At 73.0% G+C, this 26,104-nt stretch carries 20 protein-coding genes; 11 read left to right on the top strand and 9 right to left on the bottom strand.

Features of this window, described 5'->3' with window-relative positions; all coding sequences use genetic code 11:
* The first annotated feature begins 46 nt into the window (after window positions 1-46).
* Together ACJOT3_RS06360 and ACJOT3_RS06355 are read left to right on the top strand one after the other, a co-directional pair.
* On the top strand, window positions 47-622 hold the full coding sequence (locus ACJOT3_RS06360) for a copper resistance protein (protein WP_406969778.1): 576 nt from the start codon (window positions 47-49) through the stop codon (window positions 620-622).
* Between the two features lie 89 nt (window positions 623-711).
* Window positions 712-1,341, top strand: coding sequence for a copper resistance CopC family protein (locus tag ACJOT3_RS06355; protein ID WP_406969776.1), 630 nt, complete (start codon window positions 712-714; stop codon window positions 1,339-1,341).
* 98 nt (window positions 1,342-1,439) lie between these two features.
* Here ACJOT3_RS06355 and ACJOT3_RS06350 read toward each other — a convergent pair whose 3' ends face one another.
* Complete coding sequence (locus ACJOT3_RS06350; RefSeq protein WP_220563310.1) at window positions 1,440-2,201, bottom strand: PP2C family protein-serine/threonine phosphatase; 762 nt, start codon at window positions 2,199-2,201, stop codon at window positions 1,440-1,442.
* A 715-nt stretch (window positions 2,202-2,916) separates the two neighbouring features.
* On the opposite strand from ACJOT3_RS06350, the gene ACJOT3_RS06345 reads away from it, so the two are divergent.
* Together ACJOT3_RS06345 and ACJOT3_RS06340 are read left to right on the top strand one after the other, a co-directional pair.
* Window positions 2,917-4,191 (top strand): glycosyltransferase, encoded by a 1,275-nt coding sequence (locus ACJOT3_RS06345; RefSeq protein ID WP_406969774.1) that lies wholly within the window; start codon window positions 2,917-2,919, stop codon window positions 4,189-4,191.
* 136 nt (window positions 4,192-4,327) lie between these two features.
* A complete protein-coding gene (locus ACJOT3_RS06340) occupies window positions 4,328-5,266 on the top strand; it encodes an anti-sigma factor RsbA family regulatory protein (RefSeq protein WP_406969772.1) in 939 nt (312 codons plus the stop codon).
* On the opposite strand, the gene ACJOT3_RS06335 is transcribed toward ACJOT3_RS06340, so the two are convergent.
* The gene (locus ACJOT3_RS06335; protein WP_406969770.1) at window positions 5,263-5,613 is read right to left on the bottom strand and encodes an STAS domain-containing protein; all 351 of its coding nucleotides are present in this window, start codon (window positions 5,611-5,613) and stop codon (window positions 5,263-5,265) included. The genes ACJOT3_RS06340 and ACJOT3_RS06335 overlap by 4 nt on opposite strands.
* A gap of 73 nt (window positions 5,614-5,686) precedes the next feature.
* On the bottom strand, window positions 5,687-6,454 hold the full coding sequence (locus ACJOT3_RS06330) for an ANTAR domain-containing response regulator (protein WP_406969768.1): 768 nt from the start codon (window positions 6,452-6,454) through the stop codon (window positions 5,687-5,689).
* Window positions 6,455-6,642: 188 nt separating this feature from the next.
* Here ACJOT3_RS06330 and ACJOT3_RS06325 point away from each other — a divergent pair, with 188 nt between their 5' ends.
* Window positions 6,643-7,728, top strand: a complete 1,086-nt coding sequence (locus ACJOT3_RS06325) for a GAF domain-containing protein (protein WP_406969784.1) — start codon at window positions 6,643-6,645, stop codon at window positions 7,726-7,728.
* Between the two features lie 49 nt (window positions 7,729-7,777).
* Here ACJOT3_RS06325 and ACJOT3_RS06320 read toward each other — a convergent pair whose 3' ends face one another.
* Both ACJOT3_RS06320 and ACJOT3_RS06315 read right to left on the bottom strand, forming a co-directional pair.
* Window positions 7,778-8,419 carry a response regulator gene (locus ACJOT3_RS06320; protein ID WP_406969782.1) on the bottom strand — a complete coding sequence of 214 codons (642 nt, stop codon included), beginning with the start codon at window positions 8,417-8,419 and terminating at the stop codon, window positions 7,778-7,780.
* Between the two features lie 5 nt (window positions 8,420-8,424).
* Window positions 8,425-12,813: a HAMP domain-containing protein gene (locus ACJOT3_RS06315; RefSeq protein WP_406969766.1), complete on the bottom strand. Its 4,389-nt coding sequence runs from the start codon at window positions 12,811-12,813 to the stop codon at window positions 8,425-8,427.
* A 289-nt stretch (window positions 12,814-13,102) separates the two neighbouring features.
* Between ACJOT3_RS06315 and ACJOT3_RS06310 the strand changes: the two genes are divergently transcribed.
* Entirely contained in the window at window positions 13,103-15,283 is a 2,181-nt protein-coding gene (locus ACJOT3_RS06310) for a SpoIIE family protein phosphatase (RefSeq protein ID WP_406969780.1), read from the top strand.
* Between the two features lie 147 nt (window positions 15,284-15,430).
* Here the strand turns inward: ACJOT3_RS06310 and ACJOT3_RS06305 are convergent, their stop codons facing one another.
* Entirely contained in the window at window positions 15,431-16,036 is a 606-nt protein-coding gene (locus tag ACJOT3_RS06305; protein WP_406969764.1) for a response regulator, read from the bottom strand.
* Between the two features lie 232 nt (window positions 16,037-16,268).
* Between ACJOT3_RS06305 and ACJOT3_RS06300 the strand changes: the two genes are divergently transcribed.
* The gene (locus ACJOT3_RS06300) at window positions 16,269-18,008 is read left to right on the top strand and encodes a trypsin-like peptidase domain-containing protein (protein ID WP_406969762.1); all 1,740 of its coding nucleotides are present in this window, start codon (window positions 16,269-16,271) and stop codon (window positions 18,006-18,008) included.
* 472 nt (window positions 18,009-18,480) lie between these two features.
* Window positions 18,481-19,764: a glycosyltransferase gene (locus tag ACJOT3_RS06295; protein ID WP_406969761.1), complete on the top strand. Its 1,284-nt coding sequence runs from the start codon at window positions 18,481-18,483 to the stop codon at window positions 19,762-19,764.
* Here the strand turns inward: ACJOT3_RS06295 and ACJOT3_RS06290 are convergent.
* From ACJOT3_RS06290 to ACJOT3_RS06280, 3 genes are all read right to left on the bottom strand, one after another.
* Window positions 19,751-21,226 carry a sensor histidine kinase gene (locus ACJOT3_RS06290; RefSeq protein WP_406969759.1) on the bottom strand — a complete coding sequence of 492 codons (1,476 nt, stop codon included), beginning with the start codon at window positions 21,224-21,226 and terminating at the stop codon, window positions 19,751-19,753. The genes ACJOT3_RS06295 and ACJOT3_RS06290 overlap by 14 nt on opposite strands.
* Window positions 21,227-21,231: 5 nt before the next feature.
* Entirely contained in the window at window positions 21,232-21,930 is a 699-nt protein-coding gene (locus ACJOT3_RS06285; protein WP_406969756.1) for a response regulator transcription factor, read from the bottom strand.
* Window positions 21,931-22,094: 164 nt separating this feature from the next.
* Window positions 22,095-23,042 carry an HpcH/HpaI aldolase/citrate lyase family protein gene (locus ACJOT3_RS06280; protein ID WP_406969754.1) on the bottom strand — a complete coding sequence of 316 codons (948 nt, stop codon included), beginning with the start codon at window positions 23,040-23,042 and terminating at the stop codon, window positions 22,095-22,097.
* Window positions 23,043-23,150: 108 nt separating this feature from the next.
* Here ACJOT3_RS06280 and ACJOT3_RS06275 point away from each other — a divergent pair, with 108 nt between their 5' ends.
* The 3 genes from ACJOT3_RS06275 (at window position 23,151) to ACJOT3_RS06265 (ending at window position 26,102) form a co-directional block, all read left to right on the top strand.
* Window positions 23,151-25,478, top strand: coding sequence for a molybdopterin-dependent oxidoreductase (locus ACJOT3_RS06275; RefSeq protein ID WP_406969752.1), 2,328 nt, complete (start codon window positions 23,151-23,153; stop codon window positions 25,476-25,478).
* An 85-nt stretch (window positions 25,479-25,563) separates the two neighbouring features.
* Complete coding sequence (locus ACJOT3_RS06270; protein WP_406969750.1) at window positions 25,564-25,845, top strand: type II toxin-antitoxin system Phd/YefM family antitoxin; 282 nt, start codon at window positions 25,564-25,566, stop codon at window positions 25,843-25,845.
* On the top strand, window positions 25,842-26,102 hold the full coding sequence (locus tag ACJOT3_RS06265) for a type II toxin-antitoxin system RelE family toxin (RefSeq protein WP_406969746.1): 261 nt from the start codon (window positions 25,842-25,844) through the stop codon (window positions 26,100-26,102). The genes ACJOT3_RS06270 and ACJOT3_RS06265 overlap by 4 nt, the downstream gene beginning before the upstream one ends.
* Window positions 26,103-26,104: the final 2 nt, after the last annotated feature.

Here is a 26,104-nt window from a genome sequence, read left to right as displayed (position 1 = left end):
CGTCGTGCCCTTGCGGGCGAATCGGACAGGATCTAGGTTTTCTCACGTGCGACCCGCCCATGGCACACTCCGTCTGCTGCGCACGGCCTCCCTGGCCGGTGCGTGCACGGGGCTCGCCTGGGTCGGGCACAACCTGTGGGCCGCCGAGCCCGCCGGTGCGGGCGGGTTCGCCCTGGCGACCGCCTTCCTCACGCCCGTGCTGTGGCGCTTCACCCGCATCATGCGCGGCTTCGGCGATATCTTCGCCGTCATGGCCGGCGCCCAGGTGGCCCTGCACCTGATCCTCCAGGGGTCGGCCGACCCCGCGTTCGCGACCTTCGACACCGGCACGGACCACACCGGGCACGGGGTGCTCGCGCACGCCCTCGGCCTCGCCCCCGGCATGCTGCTGGCGCACCTGTGGGCGGCGCTGCTGGCCTCGGCGCTGCTGGCGCACGGGGAGTCGGCGCTGTGGTTCCTGGCCGCCCTGCTCTCGCGCGCGCTGCCGCCGGCGCGCGCCCGCGAACTCTCACCCTTCCCCTCCCCCGCGGCCGCCGTGCCCGCCCCCGTGGCGGTGCCGGTCGACCCGGGGCTCTCGGCGCACCCTCCGCGCGGGCCGCCCGCGTTCTCCCCGGCCGCCTAGCGGCCCAGGAGAGGACGAGACCGGGGACCGCCGCCGTGCGGTGCCCCCGGCGCTGAACGAGCCCGAGAGAACGAGAGAAGAAGAGAAGAATGACCCGTACCCACATCTCCCCCCTGCGGCGCGCCCTGGTCCCGGCCGCCGTGCTGGCCGCCGCCCTGGTCGCGGTGCCCGCCCCCGCCCTGGCCCACGACGTGCTGACCGGGTCGAGCCCCGAGGACGGCGCGACCCTGGACACCGTTCCGGAGGAGGTCGTGCTCTCGTTCAACAACGCGCCCATGGAGGGCGGCTCCGGCAGCGCCGTGGTCGTCACCGGCCCGGACGGGGAGACCACCTACCAGGACGGGGAGCTCACCTACGACGGCCTGGACGTGTCCGTGGACCTGCTTCCGCTGGACGAGGCGGGCGAGTACACGATCGGGTTCCGGGTGGTGTCCTCCGACGGCCACCCGATCCAGGACTCCCTGACGTTCACGGTGACCGGGGAGGCCGTCGCGGCCGCCGCCCCGGCCGAGGAGCCCGCGGAGTCCGCGGAGCCGGCCGAGGCCGGGGAGCCCGCCGCGGAGGAGTCCGCGGTGGAGGTCGAGGCCTCCGAGGCCGCCGCCGAGGACGAGGGCGGCCTGCCGGTGGGCGTCATCGCCATCATCGCCGTGGGCGTGATCGCGATCGGCGCCATCGCGGTGGTCGCCCTGCGCCTGCGCAAGGGATCCTCCGCCGAGTAGGGGAACCCGCACCACGAGCCCGAAGGGCCCGTGCACCGGATCGGTGCGCGGGCCCTTCGGACGTTGCGGGATACGAGGGGGAGGAAGTCTCTCCGAGGTCAGACGCGGCGGGCGAGGAGGATGCTGATGTTGTCCTTGCCGCCCGCCTCCATGGCGGCCTGCCACAGGGCGTGGACGGCGGCCTCGTCGCTGCCGGCCTCGGCGATCATCCGCTCCATCTCCTCCGGCAGCACCAGGTCGGAGAGGCCGTCGCTGCACATCAGCCAGGCGCTGGGGTCGGCGGCGTCGTCGCGGCCCACGTGCGGGACCATGCTGCCGCCCGAGCTGCCGCCCAGGGACTGGGTGATGAAGTTGGTGGTGACGGGGCGGCCGTCCTCGGAGGGGGGCAGCGCCGGGGAGTCGTCCTCGGACAGCTGCACCAGGCGGCGCCCGTCCAGGCGGTAGGTGCGGGAGTCGCCGACGTTGAACCAGAAGTTGCCGTCGCTGTTGAGCAGTACGCCCGCGACCGTGGTCCCCATCCCGGCGAACTCGGTGTGCTGGAGGGCGTGGTCCTTGATCTCCTCGTCGATGTTGCTCAGCAGCTGGGCGATCTCGTCCGGCCCGCCGAGCCGCGGCCCCATCTCCGCCATGCGGTGCACGGCGTGCTCGGAGGCGATCTCACCGGCCGCCTGGCCGCCGATGCCGTCGGCGACCGCCAGGATGACGGGTTCGCTCACCGGCAGCACGCAGCGGACCGGAGAGGTCATGTTCGCACTGGCGACGGTCAGGGCCCCCATGACGATGGCGTCCTCGTTGGCGGGACGGATAGCGCCCCGGTGCGTGAGGGCCGTGACGATGACTTCCCCACCAGCGACACCCATACGCCCTTCCTCCCGTTTCGTCGGCCGTGGCCGCTGCCCGACTCGTGCGCCGGACCCTTGGTCGAATCCCGTTCAACGTCTGGATTCTGCAACCGTACCGAGCCACTGCCGGGGTAGGTCAAAATCCGGGTACATCATGACGGAAAACACCCGGATATGCAGTTCCCGCACGGGATTCGAGTGCCGAAAGTGCTGCCCGGAGTACGTGTTGCTCCGCATTGACAGTAGCGGCCGCGGCGGGTGTCCGGCAGGGTCCCCCGCACCCTGCTTTACGGGCGGTCCCGATCGGCCGGTTCACGCTGTCCGACAGCGGTCGAAAACCTCCGGCCGGTTGTCCGGGGCGACGGGGTCTGACATAATGACCGCGTTGGGTGTCTAAGACGCAGACACACACGACCACCACTGTGCATCCACATACGGTCACGCACAGTGGCGAATGATACCCCTTCGAACAGGTCGTCTGGTGTGGTTCCCGTGCGTCTGCCCTTCTCCTTCCTCCCCCCTCTTCTTTCCCTTTCCCACAGCGGGCGTCGTGCGCCCGCTGCCCGGGCCGCCGCGCATCCACCGCCGAGCGCCCTCCTTCGGCATGTCCGCCGACGGTGAGCCGACAGCCCTCCTGAACCATCCACCCGTCCCGGGGGACTCCGACCCCGCTCCGGAGTCCCCCGGGCACCCCCAACGGGCACACCCGCTCGTGCCCTAGGAGCTCAGCCTCGTGAAGATCGCGATCATCGCCGAACACACCAACCCACTCCCCGCCCACCGGGGCGAACCGGCCTGCCCCGCGAGCCTGCACCTGTGCGCCCTCTCCCGCCAACTGGCCAAACGCGGCCACAAGGTCACCGTCTACGTCCGCCGCAGCGACCCGGACCAGCCCGAGGGGCGCACCCGGATGGCGCGCGGCGTCTCCGTGACCCACCTCGACGCGGGCCCGGCCCGCACGCTGGACGAGCAGGAGCACGCCGAGCACACCGGCGCGTTCGGGACCGCCCTGGCCGCCGCCCTCGACGAGGACCGGCCCGACGTCCTGCACGCCATCGGCTGGACCAGCGGCCTGGCCGCCCTGCACGCCCAGGCGCACAGCGAGCGCGACCAGAGCGCGATCCCCCTGGTGCAGACCTTCCACTCCCTCAACGCCGGCGAGCAGCGCTCCGGGCTGGACAGCGACCCCCAGCGCGCCCGCATGGAGTCCATCCTGGCGTCCCGGGCCGACCGGGTCCTGGTCGGCTCCACCGACCAGCAGAACGAGCTGGCGCGCCTGGGCGTGCCCCGGCACCACGTGAGCGTCGTGCCGTTCGGCGTGGACACCGACCACTTCACCGTGGAGGGCGGCACCTCCTCCGACCACTGGCGCTCCTCCCGCGGCGAGCGCCCCCGCCTGGTCGCGGTCACCTCCCCCGACCGCCCCGGCGGCGCCGAGCGCCTCGTGGAGTCCCTGCTGCGGCTGCCCGAGGCCGAGCTGCTGCTGATCTCCACCACCTCCCACACGGACGTCTCCCTGGACGAGAACGCCCGTCGACTCGAACTCCGGGCCAAGGAGGCCGGCGTCGACGACCGCCTGCACCTGGTCGGCCCGGTGGAGCGCAAGGAACTCCCGCGCCTGCTGCGCTCGGCGGACGTGTACGTGTCCGCCGCCTCCTACGACCCCTACGGAGGGGCCGTGCTGGAGGCCATGGCGTGCGGCCTGCCCGTGGTGGCCACCGCGACCGGGGCCGTCCCCGGCGCGGTCCTGCACCGCACCAGCGGCGTGCTGATGCGGTTCGGCCACCCCGACGAGGTCGCCCGGGCCGTGCGCTGGGTGCTCGGTACTCCCACCATGAGCACCGCGTACGGCATCGCCGCGGTGGACCGAGCCCGTTCCCGGTTCACCTGGCAACGGATCGCGATCGAGACCGAGATCGCCTACGACCGCGCCCGGCCCCGTCCCGCCGAGCGCGACGAACTCGACGAGGAAGCGGACGGCCTGGTGCTGTCCGCCGCCGCGCACTGACCCTCGTGGACCTCCTCGCTCCGCGTCCGCGTTATCGGCCCCCCGGTGTCTTCTCCGGGGGGCCGCAGCGGGTACATCTCGGACGGCGGCGCCCGCGCCCGGGCGCCGTGACCCCCGACCCGCCGACCACGGATCCATGACCTTCGAACACCAGGGCCTACTCTTCCGCCGCGACCGGTGGTTCCGCGAGGCGGTGACCGGGCTGCTCCGCTCCGCCGGGGACGTCCGCGCCGTCCTCGCGGTCTCCGACGAACGCGTCGACGGGCTGCTGTCCGCGCTGCCGGAGGCCGTGGGGGCGCGTGTGCACACCGTGGACCGCGCCCGCCTGTACGCCTCCCCCGGGCGCGCCCTGGCGGCGCTGCACCGGCTGGCGTCGGCGCACCCGGGCGGTGTCCTCGTCGTCACCGAGCCCCCGGCCCCGCGCGGGGCCCTGGAGACCCGCGAGTGGCGGCGCTGGGAGTCGGTGCTGTGCACGGCCCTGGCCCCGGCCCGGATGCGCCTGGTGTGCGCGCACGACGAACGTGTGCTGTCCCCCCGCGACCGGGCCGCGGTGCTGGCCACCCACCCGGTGCTGATCGGCGCCGACGGGCCGTACCCGAACCCGTCGTACCAGGGCACCGCCGCGTTCGGCACCCGGCCGCGCGCCCCCGAGCCGCTCCCGGTGCAGGGGACCGTCCACCGGTTGGAGATCGGCCCGTCGCTGCCGCGGCTGCGCCGGGAGCTGACCGCGCTGGGCGAGGCCGAGGGGATGGACGCCGACCAGGTGGAGCGCCTGGTGACGGCGGTCAACGAGCTGGCCGCGAACGTGCTGGAGCACGGGGCGGGCAAGGGCGGCGTGCGGGTGTGGCGGACCGAGGACCGCTGGGTGTGCGACGTGTCGGACGAGCGCGGCGGGCCGATCGACCCGCTGACCGGGTACCGGCCCTCCGACGGGCTGCGGCCCCGGGGCTACGGGCTGTGGATCACCCGGCAGATCTGCGACTTCCTGGAGATCACCGGCGGCGGCGAGGGGTCGTCGGTGCGGCTGCACTTCCTGGACAGGCGGACCGAGGACGTCCCGATCCCGATCCCCTAGTCCTTGAGGTCCTGGACGGCCCGGTCGACGGTCTCGGCGATCGGGATGACCTGGTCGATGCCGGCGATCATGAACAGGCGCATCACCTGGCGCTGGGGCTCGGCGACCACCAGCCCCACCCCCAGGTCGCGGGCCTGCCGGTAGGAGGCGACCAGGACTCCGATGCACCGGGAGTCGCAGAACCCGACCTTGGTGAGGTCGATGACCACGCCGTGCGGCGTCTCCGACGTCAGGACCCCGTCCAGTGCCTCGGCGAGTGCGGGCGAGGTCACCGCGTCCATCTCCCCCACGGGGGTCACGACGACGATCCCGTCCTCGCGACGGATCGGGATGTCTGATGACGTCACGCTCGCCACTCCTTGTCGCCGTCGGATCGGCCGGTCACCGCACCCGGCCCCTGCCCATCATGGCGTCTTTCCATCACGCTCGGGACTCATCAGCCCTCGTGCCCGGGCCCGCGTTCTCGGCGACGAGGTCCCGGGCGACGTCCACGACCCGTTTGCGGTTGCGCTGGGCGACCTCGCGCAGCGCCGCGAAGGCGGTGTCGGCGTCGCAGCCGCGGGCGTGCATGATGATGCCCTTGGCCTGGTCGATGACGGTGCGCGCGGTCATGGCGCGGCGCATGTGCGCGCTCTGGCGGGCCTCGTCGGTGCGCCGGCCCACGTTGAGCAGCGACGCCGCGGCGTGTTCGGCCAGCAGCGCGGTCAGCGGGGCGACCACCCCCTCGTCGAAGGCGTCCGGGCGCACGGAATGCACCCCGAACGTGACCACCCGGTCCGCGTCGGCGCCGTCGCCGGGCAGCGGGCTGGGCAGGGTGAGCGAGGATCGGTCCCCGCACTGCACCGCCATGCTGGTGTAGCGCGGCCAGCGGTGGGACTCGCGCAGCACGTCGCCCACCCGGACCCGGCGCATCTCCCGCACCGCCTCCACGGCCGGGCCCTGGTCGGTGGTGTACTGGTGCTCGAAGGCCGCGGCCAGGTCGGCGTGGGAGGCGCCGTAGTCGACGACGACGTGGCGCACCGACCCGTCGGGGCCCGCCACCTCGCGCCAGACCACCACGAGCGCCGCCGAGCAGCCCGGCACGCCCAGCGCGGCGGCGCGGCCCATCTGGTCCAGGGCGCGTTCGAGGGTGGTGCCCTCGCTGTGCCCCAGCGCGCCGATATCGCGGGCCAGGCGCTCGATCCACACGATCCGGCCTCCTTGCTTCTTTCAGGACCACGGTAGCCCCGTGCCGCCACGGGAGGGCACATCCGTTAGCGTCGTGATGGTCATGGCCGACCGCGACGACAGGGAGAGCCCGCGTGCACCTGGCGGAGCTGCAACGAGAGATCACCGCTCTGGGCGAGCGCATCGCGGCCCTGCGCGATACGCACACCATGTACCCCGACGACGGGCAGAGCACGGCCGAGGCCGCGCTGGCCGAGCTGGAGTACGCCGAGCGCCTGCTGGGCGAGGCCGGGTCACAGCTCGCTCAGGCGCACGCCGACCCGCCCGAGCAGCGCCGCCAGAACGACGACGGCGACCGCACCCTGCTGCGGGCCATGTTCACCGAGCTGAGCGTGCCGGTGGTGCTGCTCGACCACGAGGGGTACATCCGGCGGATCAACAACGTCGGCGCGGCCCGGCTGGGGAGCGGCCCCGGCTACCTGACCGGCAAGCCGTTCGTGCACTTCGTGGACCTGCGGCGGCGGGCGGCGATGCGGTCGTGGCTGGCGGCGGTGGTGCGCGGGGACGGCGACGCCGACCTGGAGTCCCGGCTGGCCCAGCGCGGCTGGGCCGAGGACGTGCACCTCACCCTGACCCGGGTGGAGCTGCCCACCGAGCCGAACCCGCTGGTGCTGGTGGCGATGTCGCCGCCGATGAACGGCGGCGAGGAGGAGGGCCCCGCCCCGCTGGAGACGGAGGTGGAGGACCAGGTGGTGGTGCTGGCCGCCCGCCGGCTGGACGTGCTCACCCGGATGACGCGGCTGCTGCTGCGCTCGGCCGGCCCGGGCGGGGCCGGGGAGCCGCTGGCGCTGACCGACGCCGCCGAACTGCTCGCCGACTCCTACGCCGACTGGGTGATCGTGGACGTGTGCGACCTGCCCGATCCGCTGGCGGCGCGGCGCGCCGTGGTGGCCGGCCCGCCCGACGCCACCGAAGAGCAGCGCGGGGAGGTGTCCGGGGCGGTGCCCGAGGACGCCGACATCCCCGGCGAGGTGCTGGGCCGCGGGCAGTCGCTGCTGTTCCCGCTGATCGAGGAGGAGGGCGTGCTGGGCCGCGCCTCCTCGGGGGCGCCGCTGCTGTCGGTGCTGGGCGCCGGTTCGCTGCTGTCGGTGCCGCTGCGCGGCAGCCGGGGCGTGCGGGGGGCGCTCACCCTGATCCGGCGCAGCAACCGGGGCAGTTTCCGGCTCGCCGACCTGGGCCTCATCGAGGAGATCGGCGAGCACATCGGCCTGGCCCTGCCGCCGCGTCCGGAGTAGCCGTGCCCGCTTCGGGCCGCCGCTTCGCTTCGGCCCGTCGCTCGGGTGCTCAGTCCTCGGGGCCGTGGAGGGTGTCGATGAGGGTGGACAGCCGGGAGAACGCGCGGTCCACCCGGCGCACCCCGTCCACCAGGGGCTGGTCGGTGTCCTGGTAGGCGTCGACGATGTGGCGGCGCAGCTCGGCCAGCTCCTCCTGCACCTGCCCCGAGCGCAGGGCGAGCTGGTCGGCCAGGACCCTGCCGGGCTCCCCGGTCTCCTGGCCCAGGTCGCGCTGGAGGGTGCGGGCCTGCTCGCGCATCTGCGCCTTGAGCTGGTGCAGCTCGACGAACACCTCGACCTTGGAGCGCAGCACCCACGGGTCGAACGGCTTGAGCAGGAAGTCGACCGCGCGCGAGGCGTAGCCGCGGAAGACCTGGTGCCGGTCGATCTCCTGGGCGGTCAGGAAGATGATCGGCACGTCCTTGGTCTTCTCGCGCTGCTTGATGTGCGCGGCCGTCTCGAAGCCGTCCATGCCCGGCATGACCACGTCCAGCAGGATGACCGCGAAATCCGTGCCCAGAAGGTGCTTGAGCGCCTCCTCGCCGGATCCGGCACGGACCAGGTTCTGGTCCAGGGACGTGAGGGCCGCCTCCAACGCGATGAGGTTCTCGTCGCGGTCGTCCACGAGGAGGATGTTGGCCTTCTGGGTCACGGCGGTCACTCCAGGTCTTGGGTCGGGTCGTCGTTGCCGGTGTTCCCCTTGGGGCCGGTGTCATCCCCGAGACTGCTGCGGTTGCTGTCTCCCTCCGCGCCATTGTGCCGGGTTCGGGCCCCGACCGCTGCCGCGGCCCCCGGGTCGGTGGCCGACCCGGGCGCGCTGTCGGCCGGGTCGACGGTCAGCCAGTGCCGCATCACGTCCAGCAGGTGGTCCAGGTCCACCGGCTTGGTGACGTAGTCGGTGGCGCCCGCCGCCAGGCTGCGCTCGCGGTCGCCCTGCATGGCCTTGGCCGTCAGCGAGATGATCGGCAGCTCCGCGAACTGGGGCATCTGCCGGATGCGCTCCGTGGTCTGGTTGCCGTCCAGGTCGGGCATCATCACGTCCATGAGGACCAGCGAGATGTCCTCGTTGGCCTCCAGCTTGGCGATGCCCTCGTGGCCGTTGTCGGCGTACAGGACCTCCAGGCCCTGCGCCTCCAGGGCGCTGGTCAGCGCGAACACGTTGCGCACGTCGTCGTCGACGATGAGGACCCGGCGCCCGGACAGCACCGCGCGGCGCTCGGGGTCGGTGCGGGCCTCGCCCTGGCGCTCCGGTTCGGGCTCGCCCGCGGACGCCGCCGGCTCGACGACGGGTTCGGGCGCCTTGAGGACCGGGACGGCGGGCAGCGCCTCGGTGCCCGGGTCGGTCAGCGCCGCCACCGCCGCGTCGAACTCCTCCGGGGGCATCCCGAAGTCGTCGTCGCGGCCGGACTCCAGGGCGGGCACCGCGTCCAGGCCGGTGTCCTCCCCGGCGCGCTCGGCGGCGTCGTCGGGCAGCCGCACCGGCAGCAGCAGGGTGAACGTCGACCCCTGGTTGGGGACGCTCTGCACCCGGATCTCACCGCCCAGCAGGCGGGCGAAGTTGCGGCTGATGGACAGCCCCAGCCCGGTGCCGCCGAACCGGCGGGAGGTGCCGCCGTCGCCCTGGTGGAACGCCTCGAAGATCACCTGGAGCTTGTCCTCGGCGATCCCGATGCCGGTGTCGGCGACGGTGAACGCGATGATCTCCTCGTTCTCGACGAACATCTCCAGGTCGGCGTCGTCCAGCGCCCACGCGGGTTCGATGAGCAGCCGCACCTCGCCCTGCGGGGTGAACTTGACCGCGTTCGACAGCAGGTTGCGCAGGATCTGCTGGAGCCGCTGCTCGTCGGTCCACAGGGTGTCGGGGATGTCCGGCGAGACGTCCACCGAGAACGCGAGCCCCTGGTCGCTGGTGACCGGCCGGAACGTGGCCTCCACGTAGTCGACGAGCTGGTCGATGGAGACGTCGCTGGGCGAGACCTCGGCCCGGCCCGCCTCGACCTTGGACAGGTCGAGGATCTCGTCGATGAGCAGCAGCAGGTCGCTGCCGGCCTTGTGGATGGTCTGGGCGAACTCCACCTGCTTGGGGGTGAGGTTCTGCTCGGCGTTGTCGGCCAGCAGCCGGGCCAGGATCAGCAGGCTGTTGAGCGGCGTGCGCAGCTCGTGCGACATGTTCGCCAGGAACTCGGACTTGTACTTGGAGGAGACCTGGAGCTGGTGGGCGCGCTCCTCCAGCGCGTTCCGGGAGCGCTGGATCTGCTGGTTCTGGAGCTCGATGGCCCGGTTCTGGTTGGCCAGCTGGGTGGCCTTCTGGCGCAGCTCGGCGTTCTTGTTGCGCAGCTCCTCCTGCTGGCGCTGGAGCTCGTTGGAGCGTTCGCGCAGCTGGTTGGTGAGCTGCTGGGACTGCTCCAGCAGGTCCTCGGTGCGCTTGTTGGCCAGGATCGTGTTGATCGTGGTGCCCAGCAGGGCGACCAGCTGGCGCAGGAAGTTCTTGTGGATCTCGCGGAACTCGTCGTAGGAGGCGAACTCCAGGACGCCCAGCGCCCGCTCCTCCGACAGGATCGGCAGGATGTACAGGTGGCGCGGCTTGGCGCCGCCCAGCCCCGAGTCGATGGTGACGTACCCGTCGGGGAGGTTGCCGACCTCCAGCTCGATCTGCTGGTCCAGGGCCTCCCCGGCCAGTCCGACGCCCTTGCGGATGCGGCGGCGCTGCTCGGAGGGCTCGAACCCGAACCCGGCGTAGAACAGGAACGCCTCCTCGTCGTCCATGTCCTCGGGCAGGTAGCAGGCGGCGTGCTGGGCGTTCATCAGCGGCGTCACCTCGGTCATGATGAGGCGGGCCAGCTCGTGCAGGTCGCGGTGCCCCTGGATGTGGCCGGAGATGCGGGCCAGGTTGGACTTGAGCCAGTCGGCGTCGCGCTGGGTGGCGGTGGTCTCGCGCAGGTTGGACACCATCAGGTTGATGTTGTCCTTGAGCTGCTCCATCTCGCCGCGGGCGTCGACCTGGATGTTGCGGGTCAGGTCGCCCTTGGCGACGGCGTTGGCGACCTCGGCGATGGCGCGCACCTGGGTGGTGAGGTTCCCGGCCAGGCCGTTGACGCTGTCGGTGAGGTGCATCCAGGTGCCCGAGACGCCCTCGACCTTGGCCTGCCCGCCCAGCTGGCCCTGGCTGCCCACCTCGTGGGCCACCCGCGTGACCTCCAGGGCGAACGCCGACAGCTGGTCCACCATCGTGTTGACCGTCGTCTTGACCTCCAGGATCTCGCCCTGGGCGTTGACGTCGATCTTCTTGGTGAGGTCGCCGGCCGCGACCGCGGTGGTGACCTCGGAGATGTTGCGGACCTGGGTGGTGAGGTTGTGCGACATCGAGTTGACGTTCTCGGTGAGGTCCTTCCACATGCCCGAGACGCCCTTGACGTCGGCGCGGCCGCCCAGCTTGCCCTCGGTGCCCACCTCGCGGGCCACACGCGTCACCTCGTCGGCGAAGGCCGAGAGCTGGTCGACCATCACGTTGATGGTCTCCTTGAGCTCCAGGATCTCGCCCTTGGCGTTGACCGTGACCTTCTTGGTCAGGTCGCCGGCCGCGACGGCGCGGGTGACCATGGAGATCTGCCGCACCTGGTAGGTGAGGTTGTTGGCCATGGAGTTGACGTTGTCGGTGAGGTCCTTCCAGACCCCGGACACGTCGCGCACGTGCGCCTGGCCGGCCAGCTTGCCCTCGGTGCCCACCTCACGGGCCACGCGGGTCACCTCGTCGGCGAACGCGGACAGCTGGTCCACCATCTTGTTGATGGTGTCCTTCAGCTCCAGCATCTCGCCCTGGGCGTCCACGGTGATCTTCTTGGTGAGGTCGCCGGCGGCCACCGCCGTCGTCACCTGCGAGATGTTGCGCACCTGGTAGGTGAGGCTGTTGGCCATCGAGTTGACGTTGTCGGTCAGGTCCTTCCAGATGCCCGACACGCCCTTGACGTTGGCGCGACCGCCCAGCTTGCCCTCGCTGCCGACCTCGCGGGCCACGCGGGTGACCTCGTCGGCGAAGGCGTCGAGCTGGTCGACCATCGTGTTCACGGTGTTCTTGAGGGCGAGCATCTCGCCCTGGACGTCCACCTGGACCTTCTGGGTGAGGTCGCCGCGGGCCACCGACGTCGTCACCTGGGAGATGTCCCGCACCTGGTTGGTGAGGTTGTCCGCCATGGAGTTGACGTTGTCGGTGAGGTCCTTCCAGATGCCCTGGACGCCGCGCACGTTGGCCCGGCCGCCGAGCTTGCCCTCGGTGCCCACCTCGCGGGCCACCCGGGTGACCTCGTCGGCGAACGTGGAGAGCTGGTCCACCATCGTGTTGACGGTGTCCTTGAGCTCCAGCATCTCGCCCTGGACGTCGATGGTGATCTTCTTGCTGAGGTTGCCGCGGGCGACCGCGGTGGTGACCTCGGAGATGTCGCGCACCTGCACGGTGAGCCGGGAGGCCATCTGGTTGACCGCCTCGGTGACCTCGCGCCAGGCGCCGGAGACGCCCTCGACGCGGGCGCTGCCGCCGAGCTTGCCCTCGGTGCCCACCTCGCGGGCCACCCGCGTGACCTCCTGGGTGAAGCCGCTCATCTGGTCGGCCATCCGGTTGACCGTGGTGGCCAGGCGCAGCAGGTCGCCCTTGAGCTCGCCCCGCCTGCCCTGGGTGGAGGCGCGCAGGGTCAGCTGGCCCTCGGCGACCGCGTCCAGGACCCGGGCGACGTCGGTGACCGGCTCGGCCACCTCGTCCAGGAGGGTGTTGAGGGCCATGGCGCTCTCCGCCCACGCGCCCCGGGAGGGGTTGACGTTGATGCGCTCGTTGAGCCGGCCCTCGTTGCGGACGATCGCGTCGACCCGCTTGACCTCGCTGCTGAGCTGCTCGCTGTGGTCGACGACCTCGTTGAACACCGAGGCGATCTCGCGGATCGTCCCGCTGCCCCGTTTGCGCAGGCGCACACTGAAGTCCCCGTCGCGCATCCGGTAGAGCGCGCGCAGGATCTCGTCCAGCTGGTCGTCGGCCACTGCACCGACCGCCTCGGGCATCGAACCCCTCCTCCGTGACCCTGGCATCGGCCACCATCGGGCTGTGAGCGGACGTATCGACTTACACTAACCGCCCGCGTCGACCCGCACAGGAGGGTTCGCGATGTCGATCCCCTCCCGGGACACACCCGGGAGGCGCCCGGGGGCGATAGGGCCGGATGGACCGGCCCGGGTGGCCGGGGCCGCGTATCGTGTCAGTGTCCACACCTCGTCCACACCTGCCCCCTCGTCCGTATCCAGCGACGAACCCAGTGATGAAGGACCCGACGGCTTGCCGGCACATGACACCTTGAAGGTCGCTCGACGAGAGTTCCCGCCCGCGCCCGAGACCGCGGCGGCGGCTCGCGAGTTCGTCCACGACACCCTGCTGTCCTGGGGGGTGCCCGACCCGTTCGACGACGTGATCCTGTTGGTCAGCGAACTGGTGACCAACGCGGTCATCCATGCCCGCTCGTCCCTGGAGGTGACGGTGCGCCGCCTGGAGGGCGCCGTCGAGGTGATGGTGACCGACTCCGCGCCCGAGCGCGCGGTGCCCCAGGCCGGCCCGCTCTCCGTGGACGCCTCGCCGTCCCGCGGCGAGGAGCGCAGCGGCGGGCTGGGGCTGGCCCTGGCCTCGGCGATCGCGTCCAGCTGGGGCGTGAGCTACGGGCGCGCCGACAAGGCGGTGTGGTTCCGCATCGACGACGCGGGCGAGGGGGTGTCGTCCCTGGAGGCCCCGGCGGCGGTGCGCCGTACCCCCAGCCGCCCCACCCGTCCCGCGCCGTGGTCCTCGCTGGACGCCGCGCTGGGCTCCCGGCTGAGCCTGCCCCAGCTGCTGGAGCGGACGGTGGAGTACGCCGCGACGGCGCTGGGCGGGGACGCCGCCTACATCGCGCTGGCCACCTCCGACGAGACCATGTGGGAGGTGCGCTCCGCGGTGGGGCTCACCTCCGGCGGCGCGCCGTGGCGGCCGCTGCGCATCCGCACCGAGGAGGCGTTCCCGTCGGCGGCGCCCGAACCCGGCGCGGTGATCAACGACGACCTGATGATCGCGCGCGCCCACCGGGGCCGGCTGTCGCGGGCCGGGATGCGGTCGCTGGTGACCGCCCCGCTCATCGTGGACGGCCGGGTCACCGGCCTGCTCGGGGTGGCGTCGCGGCGGGCCCGGCACTTCGCGGCGGCCGCCGCCAAGCGGCTCCAGGAGGGCGCCGACCTGATCGCGCTGCCCGTGGAGCGCGCCCGGCTGGCCGAGGTGGAGCTCAACCGGCGGGCCTCGCTCAGCTTCCTCGCCGAGGCCAGCGACCTGCTCGCGGGCACGCTGGACGAGCGGATGACGGGGGCGCTGGCCGCGCAGCTGATCACGTCCCGGCTGGGGCGCTGGTGCGCCATCCACACCATCAACGAGCTGGGTGTGCCGCGGCTGACGCACGTCATGCACGGCAACGAGAACTACAACGACGTGCTGCGCGAGCTGCTGGCCGGGGAGCCGCCGCGCGAGCAGCGCGACCCGCAGCCGCTGTGGGGCCCGGCCGACTTCATCGACGCCGACGGGCGGGAGATCGACGACGGGCTGGTGCGCGAGCTGGTGCGCGGCCCGGCGATCAGCATCCCGCTGGTGGCGCACGGGCGCGAGCTGGGCCGGATGACCATCGGCAAGAACGAGTCGGACGACTTCACCCGCGAGGAGGTGGACGTCTCCGACGACCTGAGCCGCCGGGTGGCCTCGGCGATGGAGAACGCCCGCCTGCACGAGCGGCAGGCCTCCATGAGCGTGGCGCTACAGCGCAGCCTGCTGCCCGCCAGGGAGAAGGAGCCGACGATCCCCAGCGTGGACCACGCGGTGTTCTACCGTCCGGCGGACGAGAAGAACGTGGTCGGCGGCGACTTCTACGACGTGTTCGCGGCCAGCGGCCGGTGGTGCTTCGCCATCGGCGACGTGTGCGGGACCGGCCCGGAGGCGGCCGCGGTGACCGGTCTGGCCCGGCACACGCTGCGCGCGCTGGCCAAGGAGGGGTTCACCCCCTCGCACATCATGCAGCGCCTCAACATGGCGATCCTGGACGAGAACACCTCGACCCGGTTCCTGACGATGCTGTACGGGGAGATGACCCCGGCCACCGACGGCGGGGGCGGGATGCGGGTGCGCATGGTGTGCGCCGGGCACCCGCTGCCGCTGCGGCTCACCCCCAAGGGCGAGGTGGAGCCGTTCGGCACCTCGCAGCCGCTGCTGGGGGCGTTCGAGGACGTGGGGTTCACCACCGAGAACGTGGACATCCGCCCGGGCGAGGTGGTGCTGGCGGTCACCGACGGGGTGACCGAGCGCCGCAGCAACTCCGACATGCTCGGCGACGACGGGCTGGAGCGGATCTTCACCGGCTGCTCGGGCCTGTCGGCCCAGGCGGTCATCAGCCGCATCGACCGCGAGCTGGAGGAGTACGCCCCGGGCGGCCACACCGACGACACGGCCATGCTGGTCCTTCGCTTCCTCTGATCCGGGGCCGGGAGATCCGCGAGGCGCCGGCGGGGTTCTGGAGGCCCTGGAGGAGAAGTCTTCGAGGAGAAGCCTGTGGCCGCAGGCCGTCCGTTGAGGGTGGCGGTGGGCGACGGGTGGGCCGAAGCGGAGCGGAGGCTCAAAAAATTACAGCCAGCCCATGTCCTGGGCGGTGCGGATGGCGGCCATGCGGTTGTCGGCGCCGACCTTGCCGATGGCGTTGGAGAGGTAGTTGCGGACGGTGCCCTCGCTGAGGTGGAGGGTGGCGGCGATGCGGGCGACGGTGGCGCCGTCGGCGGCGGCGCGCAGCACCTCGGTCTCGCGTTCGGTGAGGGGGCTCTCGCCGCCGACCAGGGCGGCGGCGGCCAGGTCGGTGTCGATGTAGCGGCCGCCGTCGTGGACCCGGCGGATCGCCCCGGCGAGCTGGTCGACGGGGGCGTCCTTGGCGAGGAACCCGCGGGCGCCCGCGGACAGGGCGCGGCGCAGGTATCCGGGCCGGCCGAAACTGGTGAGGATGACGACGCCGCAGCCGGGGGCGGACTCCTTGAGCCGGGCGGCGACCTCCAGCCCGGTGGCCCCGGGCATCTCGATGTCGAGCACGGCGACGTCGGCGCCGTGTGCGCCGACCGCGTCGGCGACGAGGTCGCCGCGCCCGACCTCGGCGACGACCTCCAGGTCGTCCTCCAGACCCAGCAGGGCGGCGATCGCCCCTCTGACCAGGTGCTCGTCATCGGCCAGCACGATCTTGATCAAGGTCGGCCCTTCGGTCTGTGTCGGTTCGGTCGCGGCGCGGTAGTGTTCCGGACATCTCGGTGCATAGGCCTCAGGGGCCGACGATCAGGACGGGGGATGTCCTCTTCGCTCGCTCTCCGGAGGAGAACGGACTCGAAACCCCGGTATATCGGGCTCTCACCCTGTTCTAACCCATGCGCCGCATGATGGAGCACATCAGATCGGAACATCGTCCCGCCAGCCGGAGGATGAGTTGAACCCCAACGAACCCACACCAGGTACCGAACCCGACGACGCGGAGAACCTGCCCGGGACCGACGCCGCCGGGTCGGTGGGGAACACCTCCGGCGAGCACGGGACCTCCGGTCCGCAGGGGCCGGAGCCCTCCGACATCCGGGGTGCGGGGGCACCCGGATTCACGGAGGGCACCGGCCCCAGGTTCGCGCCGCACGAGGCGGCGCAGGACCAGCCGCCGCGCTGGGCCACCGGCCCCAACGAGACCGACCGGGTCGCGTTCTCCTTCCCGCCCGAGGGCGGGGAGGGCGCGCGCCCGGCGGCCCAGGGGCCCGGCCCGGTGCCGCACGCCGCCGCCTCGGGGGGATTCGGGGCGGCGGGAGGGCAGGGGCCGCAGGCTCCGTACGGACAGGCCTCGCACGCACAGGCCCCGCACGGCCGGGCTCCGCAGGCACAGGGACACCCCGGGCCGCCGCAGGCCGCCCAGCACGGGCAGGCCCTGCACGGCCACGGGCCGCAGGGCCCCGGCGGGCAGGGGCCCCAGGGTCCGGGCGGGCCGCAGGGCCCCGGTGGCCCGCAGGGACCGTTCGGCGCCCCGCACTTCCCGGGCGGGCAGCCGCCCTACGGCCAACACGGCGCCGGCGGGGTCCCGCCGCAGCCCGAGCGCAAGAAGGGCTCGGGCCGGGTCGTCGGCATCGCCGCGGTCACGGCCCTGGTCACCAGCCTCATCGTCGGCCCGGCCGCCGCGCTGGGCACCGCCGCCCTCTTCCCCGACGGCCTGAGCGGCCCGGTCAGCTCCCTCACCGGTGAGCAGGGCGGGACCGCCACCGAGGGCGAGGTCGGCGAGGTCGCCGAAAAGGTGCTGCCGAGCGTGGTGTCCATCCAGACCGCCAACGGCGGCGGCAGCGGTGTGGTCATCTCCTCCGACGGGCAGATCCTCACCAACGCGCACGTCGTGGACGCCGCCCAGGGCGGCCCGCTGGAGGTGCTGTTCAACGACGGCACCTCCAAGCCGGCCGAGGTCCTTGGCTCGGACCCGGTGTCCGACATCGCCATCGTCCAGGCCCAGGGCGCCAACGGGCTCCAGCCCGCCGTGCTGGGCGACTCCGACCAGGTCGGGGTGGGCGCCGACGTGGTCGCGATCGGCTCCCCGCTGGGGCTGTCCGGCACCGTGACCACGGGTGTGGTCAGCGCGCTGAACCGGCCGGTCAACACCGGGGCCACCGAGAGCGGCAACGGGCAGACCTCGACGGTGATCAACGCGATCCAGACCGACGCGGCGATCAACCCCGGCAACTCGGGCGGCCCGCTGGTGAACATGGCCGGCGAGGTCATCGGCATCAACACCGCGATCGCCGGGCTCTCCCAGGAGAGCGGTTCGGTGGGCCTGGGCTTCGCCATCCCGATCAACCAGGCCAAGCCGATCGCCGAGCAGCTGGTCGCCGAGGGCAGCGCGAGCTACCCGGCGATCGAGGCCACCATCACCAACAGCCCCGACGGCGGCGCCGCCATCGTCGAGGTGAGCGAGGGCGGCGCGGCCGACGAGGCCGGGCTGCGCGCGGACGACGTGATCGTGTCGGTCGACGGGACCCGGGTCACGACGCCGGACCAGCTCATCGCGGAGATCCGCTCGCACCGCCCGGGCGACGAGATCACGCTGGGCGTGATCCCGGGGGGCACCGGCCAGGAGCAGGACGTGAAGGTGACCCTGGGCGAGCAGAGCTCGGCCTCGGTCGAGCAGGAGGGCGAGGAGGACTGACCCTTCCGGGAACGGGAGGGAGTGACCCCGGGGGGAGGGGATCGTTCGGAGGAACGGACACGAGGAGACCGCGGAGGCGGGGCCGTACGGCCCCGCCTCCGTCGTTCGTCCATCCGTCGTGCACCCCGCCTCCGTGGCGCGCCCGTCCTCCGTGCACCCCGCCCCGGTGTGGGGCGGGCACCACCACCGCGGGGCCCGGCAGCGCCACCACCGTGGTGGTGCGCGCCTACTGGTCCTACCCGGGGGTCGGGTCTAGCGTCGTCGGTGACGGCCCGGTGACCGACGAAGTCACCGGTCGACAACGGTGCGGTGATGAAGAGTGCTCGAACGATCACTCAGGGTATCGTTCCCTGCGTCGTGTGCTCGCCGGTCGCCACACCGTCACCCGGAGGTCGGCGATGGTCAACGCGGGTGCCCCACACTCGTGCGTACACGGCGACCCGACGTGCACCGGCTCAGGAGACACCCCGATATGACCACCTCGTTCCTTCCCGAATCCCCTCCGGCGGCCGAGGTCCGGACGGCCGCCGCGGGGCACCGCACGACCGTGCTCATCGGCACGGACACCTACCCGCCCGACGTGAACGGCGCCGCCTACTTCACCGCCCGGCTGGCCCGGGGACTGGTGCGGCGCGGGGCGCGGGTGCACGTGGTGTGCGCCTCCCCCGACGGGCACCCGCACGTGGTGGAGCGCGACGGGGTGGTCGAGCACCGGCTGCGGTCGATGTCGTCCCTGGTCCACGACAGCGTTCGGCTGGCCCTGCCGCTGGGGGTGCGCGGCCACCTGGACCGGCTGCTGGAGCGGCTGCGCCCCGACGCCGTGCACATCCAGAACCACTTCCTCATCGGGCGGATGCTGGCCGCCGCGGCGCGGACGCACGGCGTTCCGGTGGTGGCCACCAACCACTTCATGCCGGAGAACCTCTTCGACTACGTGCACGTCCCCGGGCCGCTGCGCCCGCACGCCGCCCGGATGGCCTGGCAGGACCTGGGCGCGGTGCTGTCCCGGGTGGACCACGTGACCACGCCGACCCCGGCGGCCGCCCGGCTGCTGTGGGAGCAGGGGTTCACCCGGCCGGTGGAACCCGTCTCCTGCGGGATAGACCTGGCCCGGTTCCGGCCCGTGGAGGGCGGGGACGCGCGGCGACGGCGCATCCGGGCCCGGCTGGGCGTCCCCGACCGGACGACGGTGGTGTTCGTGGGCCGGCTGGACGAGGAGAAGCGGGCCGACGAGCTGATCCGGGCGGTGGCGCGCACCGCCGCCGACGTCCAGCTGGTGCTGGCCGGGCACGGCGCCTACCGCAGGCGGCTGGAGGACCTGGCCGAGGCCGAGGGGGTCGCCGACCGGGTGGTGTTCCTGGGGTTCGTCGCCCACGAGGACCTGCCGGACGTGTACCGGGCCGCCGACGTGTTCGCCATCGCGGGCATCGCCGAGCTCCAGAGCATCGCCACCCTGGAGGCGATGGCCTCCGGGCTGCCGGTGGTGGCCGCCGACGCCATGGCCCTGCCCCACCTGGTGGAGGAGGGCGCCAACGGGTTCCTGTACCCGCCGGGGTCGCCGGAGGAGCTGGCCGCCCGGGTGGACGAGGTGGTCGCCGACGAGGCGCGGCGGCGGGCCATGGGCGCGCACAGCAGGGAGATGGCCTCCGCCCACCGGCTGGAGGACTCCCTGGCCCGGTTCGAGCGGATCTACCGGGAGGCGGCCGCCGAGGGCGTCGCCCTGCCCGTGGAGGGGTTCGCCCTCAACCGCCGGTAGCGGACTCCGGCGGGCCGGAGGGCGGTGGCGGTGGCGGCGCGGCCGGATCGACCACCGGGAGCGTGAACCCGATGGCGGCCCCGCCGCCCTCCCGGTTGCGGGCGAACACGTCGCCGCCGTGGGCGCGGGCGATCTCCCGCACCATGGACAGCCCCAGGCCCGAACCCGGCAGCCCGCGCGCCGAGGTGGCGCGGTAGAAGCGCTCGAACACCCGCCCCGTCTCGGCCGGGTCGATGCCCGGCCCCCGGTCCAGCACCTCCACGGTGCCGGTGCGGACGCGGATCTCGATGGGCGCGGAACCGTCCGGGTCGAACTTGGCCGAGTTCTCCACCGGGTTGGCCATCGCCCGCTCCAGCGCGCCGGGGCGCCCGTGCACGGTGCTGTCGTCGGCGTCCACGACGATCTCCCGGCCGGTGCGCCGCCGGGTGCGGTCGGCCACCTTGCGGGCGACGTCGGCCAGCCGCACCGCGCTGGGCGTCTCGTCCTCGTGGTCGCCGGTGGCCAGCCCCACCAGTTCGTTGACCAGGGTCGTCAGCTCGCGGGTCTCCCCGCGCAGGTCGTCGTAGAGGCTCGAACGCGCCTCCGGGGTCAACCGGTCGGCCCGGCCCAGCACCTGGATGTTGGTGTAGAGGCTGGTCAGCGGGGTGCGCAGTTCGTGGGCGGCGTCCTGGACCAGGCGCCGCTGCTCCTCCTGGGAACGGGCCAGCCGGGCCAGCATCGCGTTGAAGGCGTCGCCGAGGCGGTCCACCTCGTCGTTCCCGCCCTCCTCCCCCGCCGGGGTGTCGCGGCGCCCGGCCAGCGGGTCGAGGCGGCCGGTGGAGCTCACGTACTCGGCGGCGTCGGTGAGCCGGACCAGGCGCCCGGTGGTGCGGTGGCCGATCAGCCACCCCGCGCAGGCCGCGCACAGGGCGACGAGCAGACCCACCCACAGGATCTGGGTGGCCAGGCGGTCGAGCATCCGCTCGGTGGGCGACATCTGCTGGATGACCTGGAGGGCGCCCGCGCCCTCCCCCAGGGACACCGTCGCCACCCGGTAGACCTGGCCGTTCACAGCCTGCTCGCGGGTGGCCACGTCACCGGGTTCGGCGGCCAGGACCATCTCCATGTCCTCGTCGCTGGGGGTGAAGAGCACCACCTCCGGGGTGGCCGACACCTCCACCTGGCGGCCGCCGTCCGGGGTCAGCAGGTGGATCTGGAGGTCCTTGCTCGCCAGGATCGGGCTCCGGTCGAACGGTTCGTCCTCGCGCAGGGACACGATCTGGTCGGACAGGGCGGTGACGACGCGGTCGAACTCGTCGCGCACGTCGGCGCGGATGAGCGCGGCCGCCGTGGTGTAGGCCAGGGTGCCGACCAGGGCGATGGTGACCGCCACGACCAGCACGAACATCACGGCGAACCGGGTGCCCAGGCGCCAGCCGCTCGGGTGCAGGAGCACGCGGGGGGCGGTGCGTCCCTCGGACACGGCCCTCACCCCTGCGGGCGCAGCGTGTACCCGACACCGCGCACGGTCTGGATGAGCGGCGGACCGCCGTCCTCCAGTTTGCGGCGCAGGTAGCTGATGTAGACCGCGAGGTTCTTGGACTCGGGGCCGAAGTCGTAGCCCCAGATGCGGTCGTAGATGGTGGCGTGGTCCAGCACGATGCCCGCGTTGCGGACCAGCAGTTCGAGCAGGTCGAACTCGGTCTTGGACAGCTCGATCTCGCGGTCGCCCCGCCACACCCGGCGGGCGCGCGGGTCCAGGCCGAGTTCGCCGACGCGCAGCGTCCCCTCGTCGGGGTCGCCGGGGACGGGGGCGGCGCGGCGCAGCAGCGCGCGCAGCCGGGCCAGCAGCTCGTCGAGCTCGAAGGGCTTGGCGAGGTAGTCGTCGGCGCCAGCGTCCAGCCCCGCCACCCGGTCGGGGGTCTCCACGCGGGCGGTGAGCATGAGGATGGGGGTGCGGTCGTGCTCGGCGCGCAGCACCCGGGCCACGCCCAGGCCGTCGACGCCCGGCATCATCACGTCGAGGATGAGCAGGTCGACGGGGTCGGCGTGGACGGCGGCGAGTGCCTGGACCCCGTCGGCGACGGTCCGGACCGTGTAGCCCTCCAGCTGGAGGGCGCGCTCCAGCGACTCCCTGATGGCGCGGTCGTCGTCGGCGACCAGCACGGTGGCGGTGGTGGCGTCCATGGGCCTCATGCTGCCGTATCCGGGTGAGAGGCCGGTAAGAGGCGGTTCGGGCGCGTGTCAGAAGCCGCGGCCGTGTTCGCGCCGGTCAGGTGTGCGGGCCGGTGGGGGCGGTCCGGGCCGGGCGCCGGTCAGGCGGGCGGATGAGCGGACCGGCCGGGTGCCGGTCAGGCGGGCGGGGTGAAGGCGCGGGTGCGGGTCAGCCCCGCGGCCCGGCCCTTGCCCGCGATGACCAGGGCCATCTTGCGGGACGCCTCGTCCAGCATCTCCTCGCCGAGCATGACGGCGCCGCGCCGCTCCACGCCGGTGGCGTGGGCGTAGGCGTCCAGGATCAGCTCGGCGTGGTCGTAGTCCTCCTGGGCGGGGGCGAACACCTCGTTGGCGGCCTCCACCTGGAGCGGGTGCAGCACCCACTTGCCGTCGAAGCCCAGGGCCGCGGTGCGCCCGGCGGCGCGGCGGAACGCGTCCACGTCGCGGATCTGGAGGTAGGGGCCGTCGACGGCCTGGAGGCCGTGGGCGCGGGCGGCGGTGAGGATGCGCATGAGGACGTAGTGGTACGCGTCGCCGGTGTCGTAGCCCGGCGGCTGCTCGCCCACGACCAGGGACTTCATGTTGAGGGAGGCCATGAAGTCGGCCGGCCCGTACACCAGGCTCTCCAGGCGCGGGGAGGCGGCGGCGATCTCCTCCACGTTGGTCAGGCCCTTGGCGTCCTCGATCTGGGCCTCGATGCCGATGCGCCCCACCGGCAGGCCCGCGGCGCGTTCGATCTGGGTGAGGAGGGTGTCCAGCCACTGGATGTCGCGGGCGGCGGTGACCTTGGGCAATACCAGGGCGTCCAGGTTCGCGCCCGCGCCCTCCACCACGGTGATGACGTCGCGGTAGGCCCAGGCGGTGGTGGCGTCGTTGACGCGGACGGTGCGGACCTTCTCCCCCCAGCCGCCGTCGTTGAGGGCGGCGACCACGGTGGCGCGGGCGGCCTCCTTCTCGGCGGGGGCGACCGCGTCCTCCAGGTCGAGGAAGAACGCGTCCACGTCCAGGCCGCGCGCCTTCTCCACGAACCGGGGGTTGGACCCCGGCACCGCGAGCACCGACCGTCGCGCCCTGAGCTCACCCATCGCTTCTCCCCCTGCTCGTCCCCGCCGTGGTGCGGGCCCATCCTCCCACCCCGGCGTGCATAAAGTGGGACGGGGCCCACGGGTCCCGAGAACCGGGAGGAGCCGCCGATGTCCACCACCTCGTACCCGACCAGCGCCCACTGGGGCAGCTACCGGGTCCTGGTCCGCGACGACCGGGTGGTGGGGGTGCGGCCCGACCCGGCCGACCCTGCGCCGTCGCCCGTCATGGAGAACACGCCCGTCGCCCAGCACCACGCCTCGCGGGTGGCCCGGCCCGCCGTGCGGCGGCGCTGGCTGGAGCACGGGCCCGGGCCCGACCCGCGCCGCGGCGACCCCGACGACGAGTACGTCGAGGTGGGCTGGGAGCGGGCGCTGGACCTGCTCGCCGGGGAGCTGGACCGGGTGCGCACCGCCCACGGGAACGCGGCGATCTACGGCGGGTCCTACGGCTGGGGCAGCTCCGGCCGGGTGCACCACGCGCAGAGCCAGCTGCACCGGTTCCTCAACACCATCGGCGGGTACACGCGCTCGCGCACGACCTACAGCCACGGCGCGGTGGAGACCCTGTTCCCGCGCATCCTCGGCACCCCGGCGGCCAACAGGCTGCTGCACCGGGCCCCCTCCTGGGAGGTGATCCGGGAGCACACCGACCTGGTGGTGACGTTCGGCGGGCTGCGGGTGTCCAACATGTGGATGACCTCGGGCGGGCGGGCCGCGCACACCGCCGGGCCGTCGATGCGGGCGGCCTCCGAGGCGGGGGTGGGGTTCGTGTCGCTGTCGCCGCTGCGCGACGACACGCCCGACGACGTGAAGGCCGAGTGGGTGCCGCTGAGGCCGGGCACCGACACGGCGGTGCTGCTGGCGCTCATGTACGTGCTGTTCACCGAGGACCTGGCCGACCTGGAGTTCCTGGACCGGTACACGGAGGGCGCCGACGTGGTGCGCTCCTACGTTCTGGGCGGGCGCGACGAGCGCGGCGAGGGTCTCGGGCGGTCCCGCACCCCCGAGTGGGCGGAGCGGATCAGCGGGGTACCGGCCGCCGACATCCGGGAGCTGGCCCGGCGGATGGCGCGGGGGCGGACCCTGGTCAACGTGGGCTGGTCGGTGCAGCGCGCCCGGTACGGCGAGCAGCCGCTGTGGGCGGGGCTGGCGCTGGCCTGCTGCCTGGGGCAGGTGGGCCTGCCCGGCGGCGGGTTCGCCTCCGGGTACGGGTCCATGGGCAACTACGGCGGCGGGTCGACGCCGCTGGGGCTGCCGGTGATGCCGCAGGGCGACAACGCGGTCAAGGACTTCATCCCGGTGGCGCGCATCTCGGACATGCTGCTGCACCCGGGCGAGGCGTACCACTACGACGGCGAGGAGCGCCGCTACCCGGACGTCAAACTCGTCTACTGGGCGGGCGGCAACCCGTTCCACCACCACCAGGACCTGGCCCGGCTCACCCGGGCGTTCGGGCGGCCGGAGACCGTGGTGGTGCACGAGACGCACTGGACGGCGACGGCCCGGCACGCCGACATCGTCATCCCGTCCACGACGGTGCTGGAGCGCGACGACCTCACCGCCAGCCGGGGCGACCTCAGCCTGCGGGCGATGCCCCGGGCGGTGCCGCCGCACGGGGAGGCGCGCGACGAGTACGACACCTACGCCGACCTGGCCGAACGCCTGGGCGTGCGGGAGGCGTTCACCGAGGGGCGCACCTCCGCCGACTGGATGCGGGAGATCTACCGGCGGTGGCGGTCTCTGGTGAGGCGGCGCGGGCTGGAGGCGCCGGAGTTCGACGCGTTCTGGGCGGAGGGCCGGGTGGAGATGCCGGGCCGGGTCGAGGACGAGGCGCTGCTGGGGGACTTCCGCGCCGACCCGGACGGGCACCCGCTGCGCACGCCGAGCGGGCGGATCGAGCTGTACTCCGCGACGATCGCGTCGTTCGGGTACAAGGACTGCCCGGGGTACCCGGTGTGGCTGCCGGGTCCGGTGCTGTCGGACCCCGACGGGGAGTTCCCGCTGGTGCTGGTGGCCAACCAGCCGACCGGCCGCCTGCACGGCCAGCAGGACATGGGCGCGCACAGCATGCGCCAGAAGATCGACGGCCGCGCCCCGATACGCCTGCACCCGGCCGACGCGGCCGCGCTGCGGATCGCCGACGGCGACCTCGTGCGCGTGGTCGGCCCGCGCGGCTCCTGCCTGGCGGGCGCGGTGCTCAGCGACGCCCTGCTGCCGGGGGTGGTCCAGCTGTCGACGGGCGCCTGGTACGACCCGTCCTCGACGGAGGCCACCTGCGCCCACGGCAACCCCAACGCCCTGATCACCGACGAGGGCACCTCGTCGCTGAGCCAGGGCTGCACGGGCCAGCTCGCCCGCGTCCGGGTGGAGCGCTTCGACGGCACCCCGCCCCCGGTCCGCGCCTTCGACCCGCCCCGCGGCACCACCCCCGCCTGACCCCGGGGGCGGGGCCCGCCCGGGGCGCGGGAGACCTGCCCTCAAAATCAGGACAGAATTCGGACCGGTCGCTATAGTGGTCATCATGGAGACCATTCCGATCACGGAGGCCAAGGCGAAGATCGCCGAGCTGGCCGACCGGGCACAGCGTGAGCACGCCGACTACATGTTCACCAAGAACGGCCGTCCGGCCGTCGTGATGATGTCGGTGGCCCAGTACGAGTCCCTGATGGAGACCCTGGGCATCCTCGCCGACGGTGAGGCCCGCGCGGACCTCCGAGAGGCCGCCGAGTCTGAGGATTTCACCACCGAAGAGGACATGGCCGCACTGATGGAACAGCGGCTCGGCAGGAACTCCGCGGCATGAGGGTCGTCTACAAGAGCCCGGCGAAGCGGTCTCTGACCGAGGAACTGCCCGAGGCGGTGGCGGTGGCCGCGTACGAGTTCATCAACGGCCCGTTGCGAGAGAACCCCTGGCGCGTCGGCAAGCCCTTGGAAGAACCGTTCGCCGGACTGCACACGGCACGCCGGGGAACGTACCGGGTCATCTACAAGATCCGCCCGGACAAGGACCTGATCGAGATCCATTCGATCCGGCACCGGCGGGACGCCTACCGGGCCTGAGT

The sequence above is a fragment of the Nocardiopsis protaetiae genome (genome assembly GCF_045446735.1).
Taxonomy (GTDB): domain Bacteria; phylum Actinomycetota; class Actinomycetes; order Streptosporangiales; family Streptosporangiaceae; genus Nocardiopsis; species Nocardiopsis protaetiae.
Note: the sequence above shows the minus strand (reverse complement) of the source record. Positions and strands in the feature narration are given on the sequence as shown.

Coding starts and splice junctions, on each gene's coding strand:
- ACJOT3_RS06355 (WP_406969776.1), top strand. CDS start 712: ATGACCCGTACCCACATCTCCCCCCTGCGGCGCGCCCTGGTCCCGGCC.
- ACJOT3_RS06350 (WP_220563310.1), bottom strand. CDS start 2,201: ATGGGTGTCGCTGGTGGGGAAGTCATCGTCACGGCCCTCACGCACCGG.
- ACJOT3_RS06340 (WP_406969772.1), top strand. CDS start 4,328: ATGACCTTCGAACACCAGGGCCTACTCTTCCGCCGCGACCGGTGGTTC.
- ACJOT3_RS06325 (WP_406969784.1), top strand. CDS start 6,643: ATGTACCCCGACGACGGGCAGAGCACGGCCGAGGCCGCGCTGGCCGAG.
- ACJOT3_RS06315 (WP_406969766.1), bottom strand. CDS start 12,813: ATGCCCGAGGCGGTCGGTGCAGTGGCCGACGACCAGCTGGACGAGATC.
- ACJOT3_RS06295 (WP_406969761.1), top strand. CDS start 18,481: ATGACCACCTCGTTCCTTCCCGAATCCCCTCCGGCGGCCGAGGTCCGG.
- ACJOT3_RS06285 (WP_406969756.1), bottom strand. CDS start 21,930: ATGGACGCCACCACCGCCACCGTGCTGGTCGCCGACGACGACCGCGCC.
- ACJOT3_RS06280 (WP_406969754.1), bottom strand. CDS start 23,042: ATGGGTGAGCTCAGGGCGCGACGGTCGGTGCTCGCGGTGCCGGGGTCC.
- ACJOT3_RS06275 (WP_406969752.1), top strand. CDS start 23,151: ATGTCCACCACCTCGTACCCGACCAGCGCCCACTGGGGCAGCTACCGG.
- ACJOT3_RS06270 (WP_406969750.1), top strand. CDS start 25,564: ATGGAGACCATTCCGATCACGGAGGCCAAGGCGAAGATCGCCGAGCTG.
- ACJOT3_RS06265 (WP_406969746.1), top strand. CDS start 25,842: ATGAGGGTCGTCTACAAGAGCCCGGCGAAGCGGTCTCTGACCGAGGAA.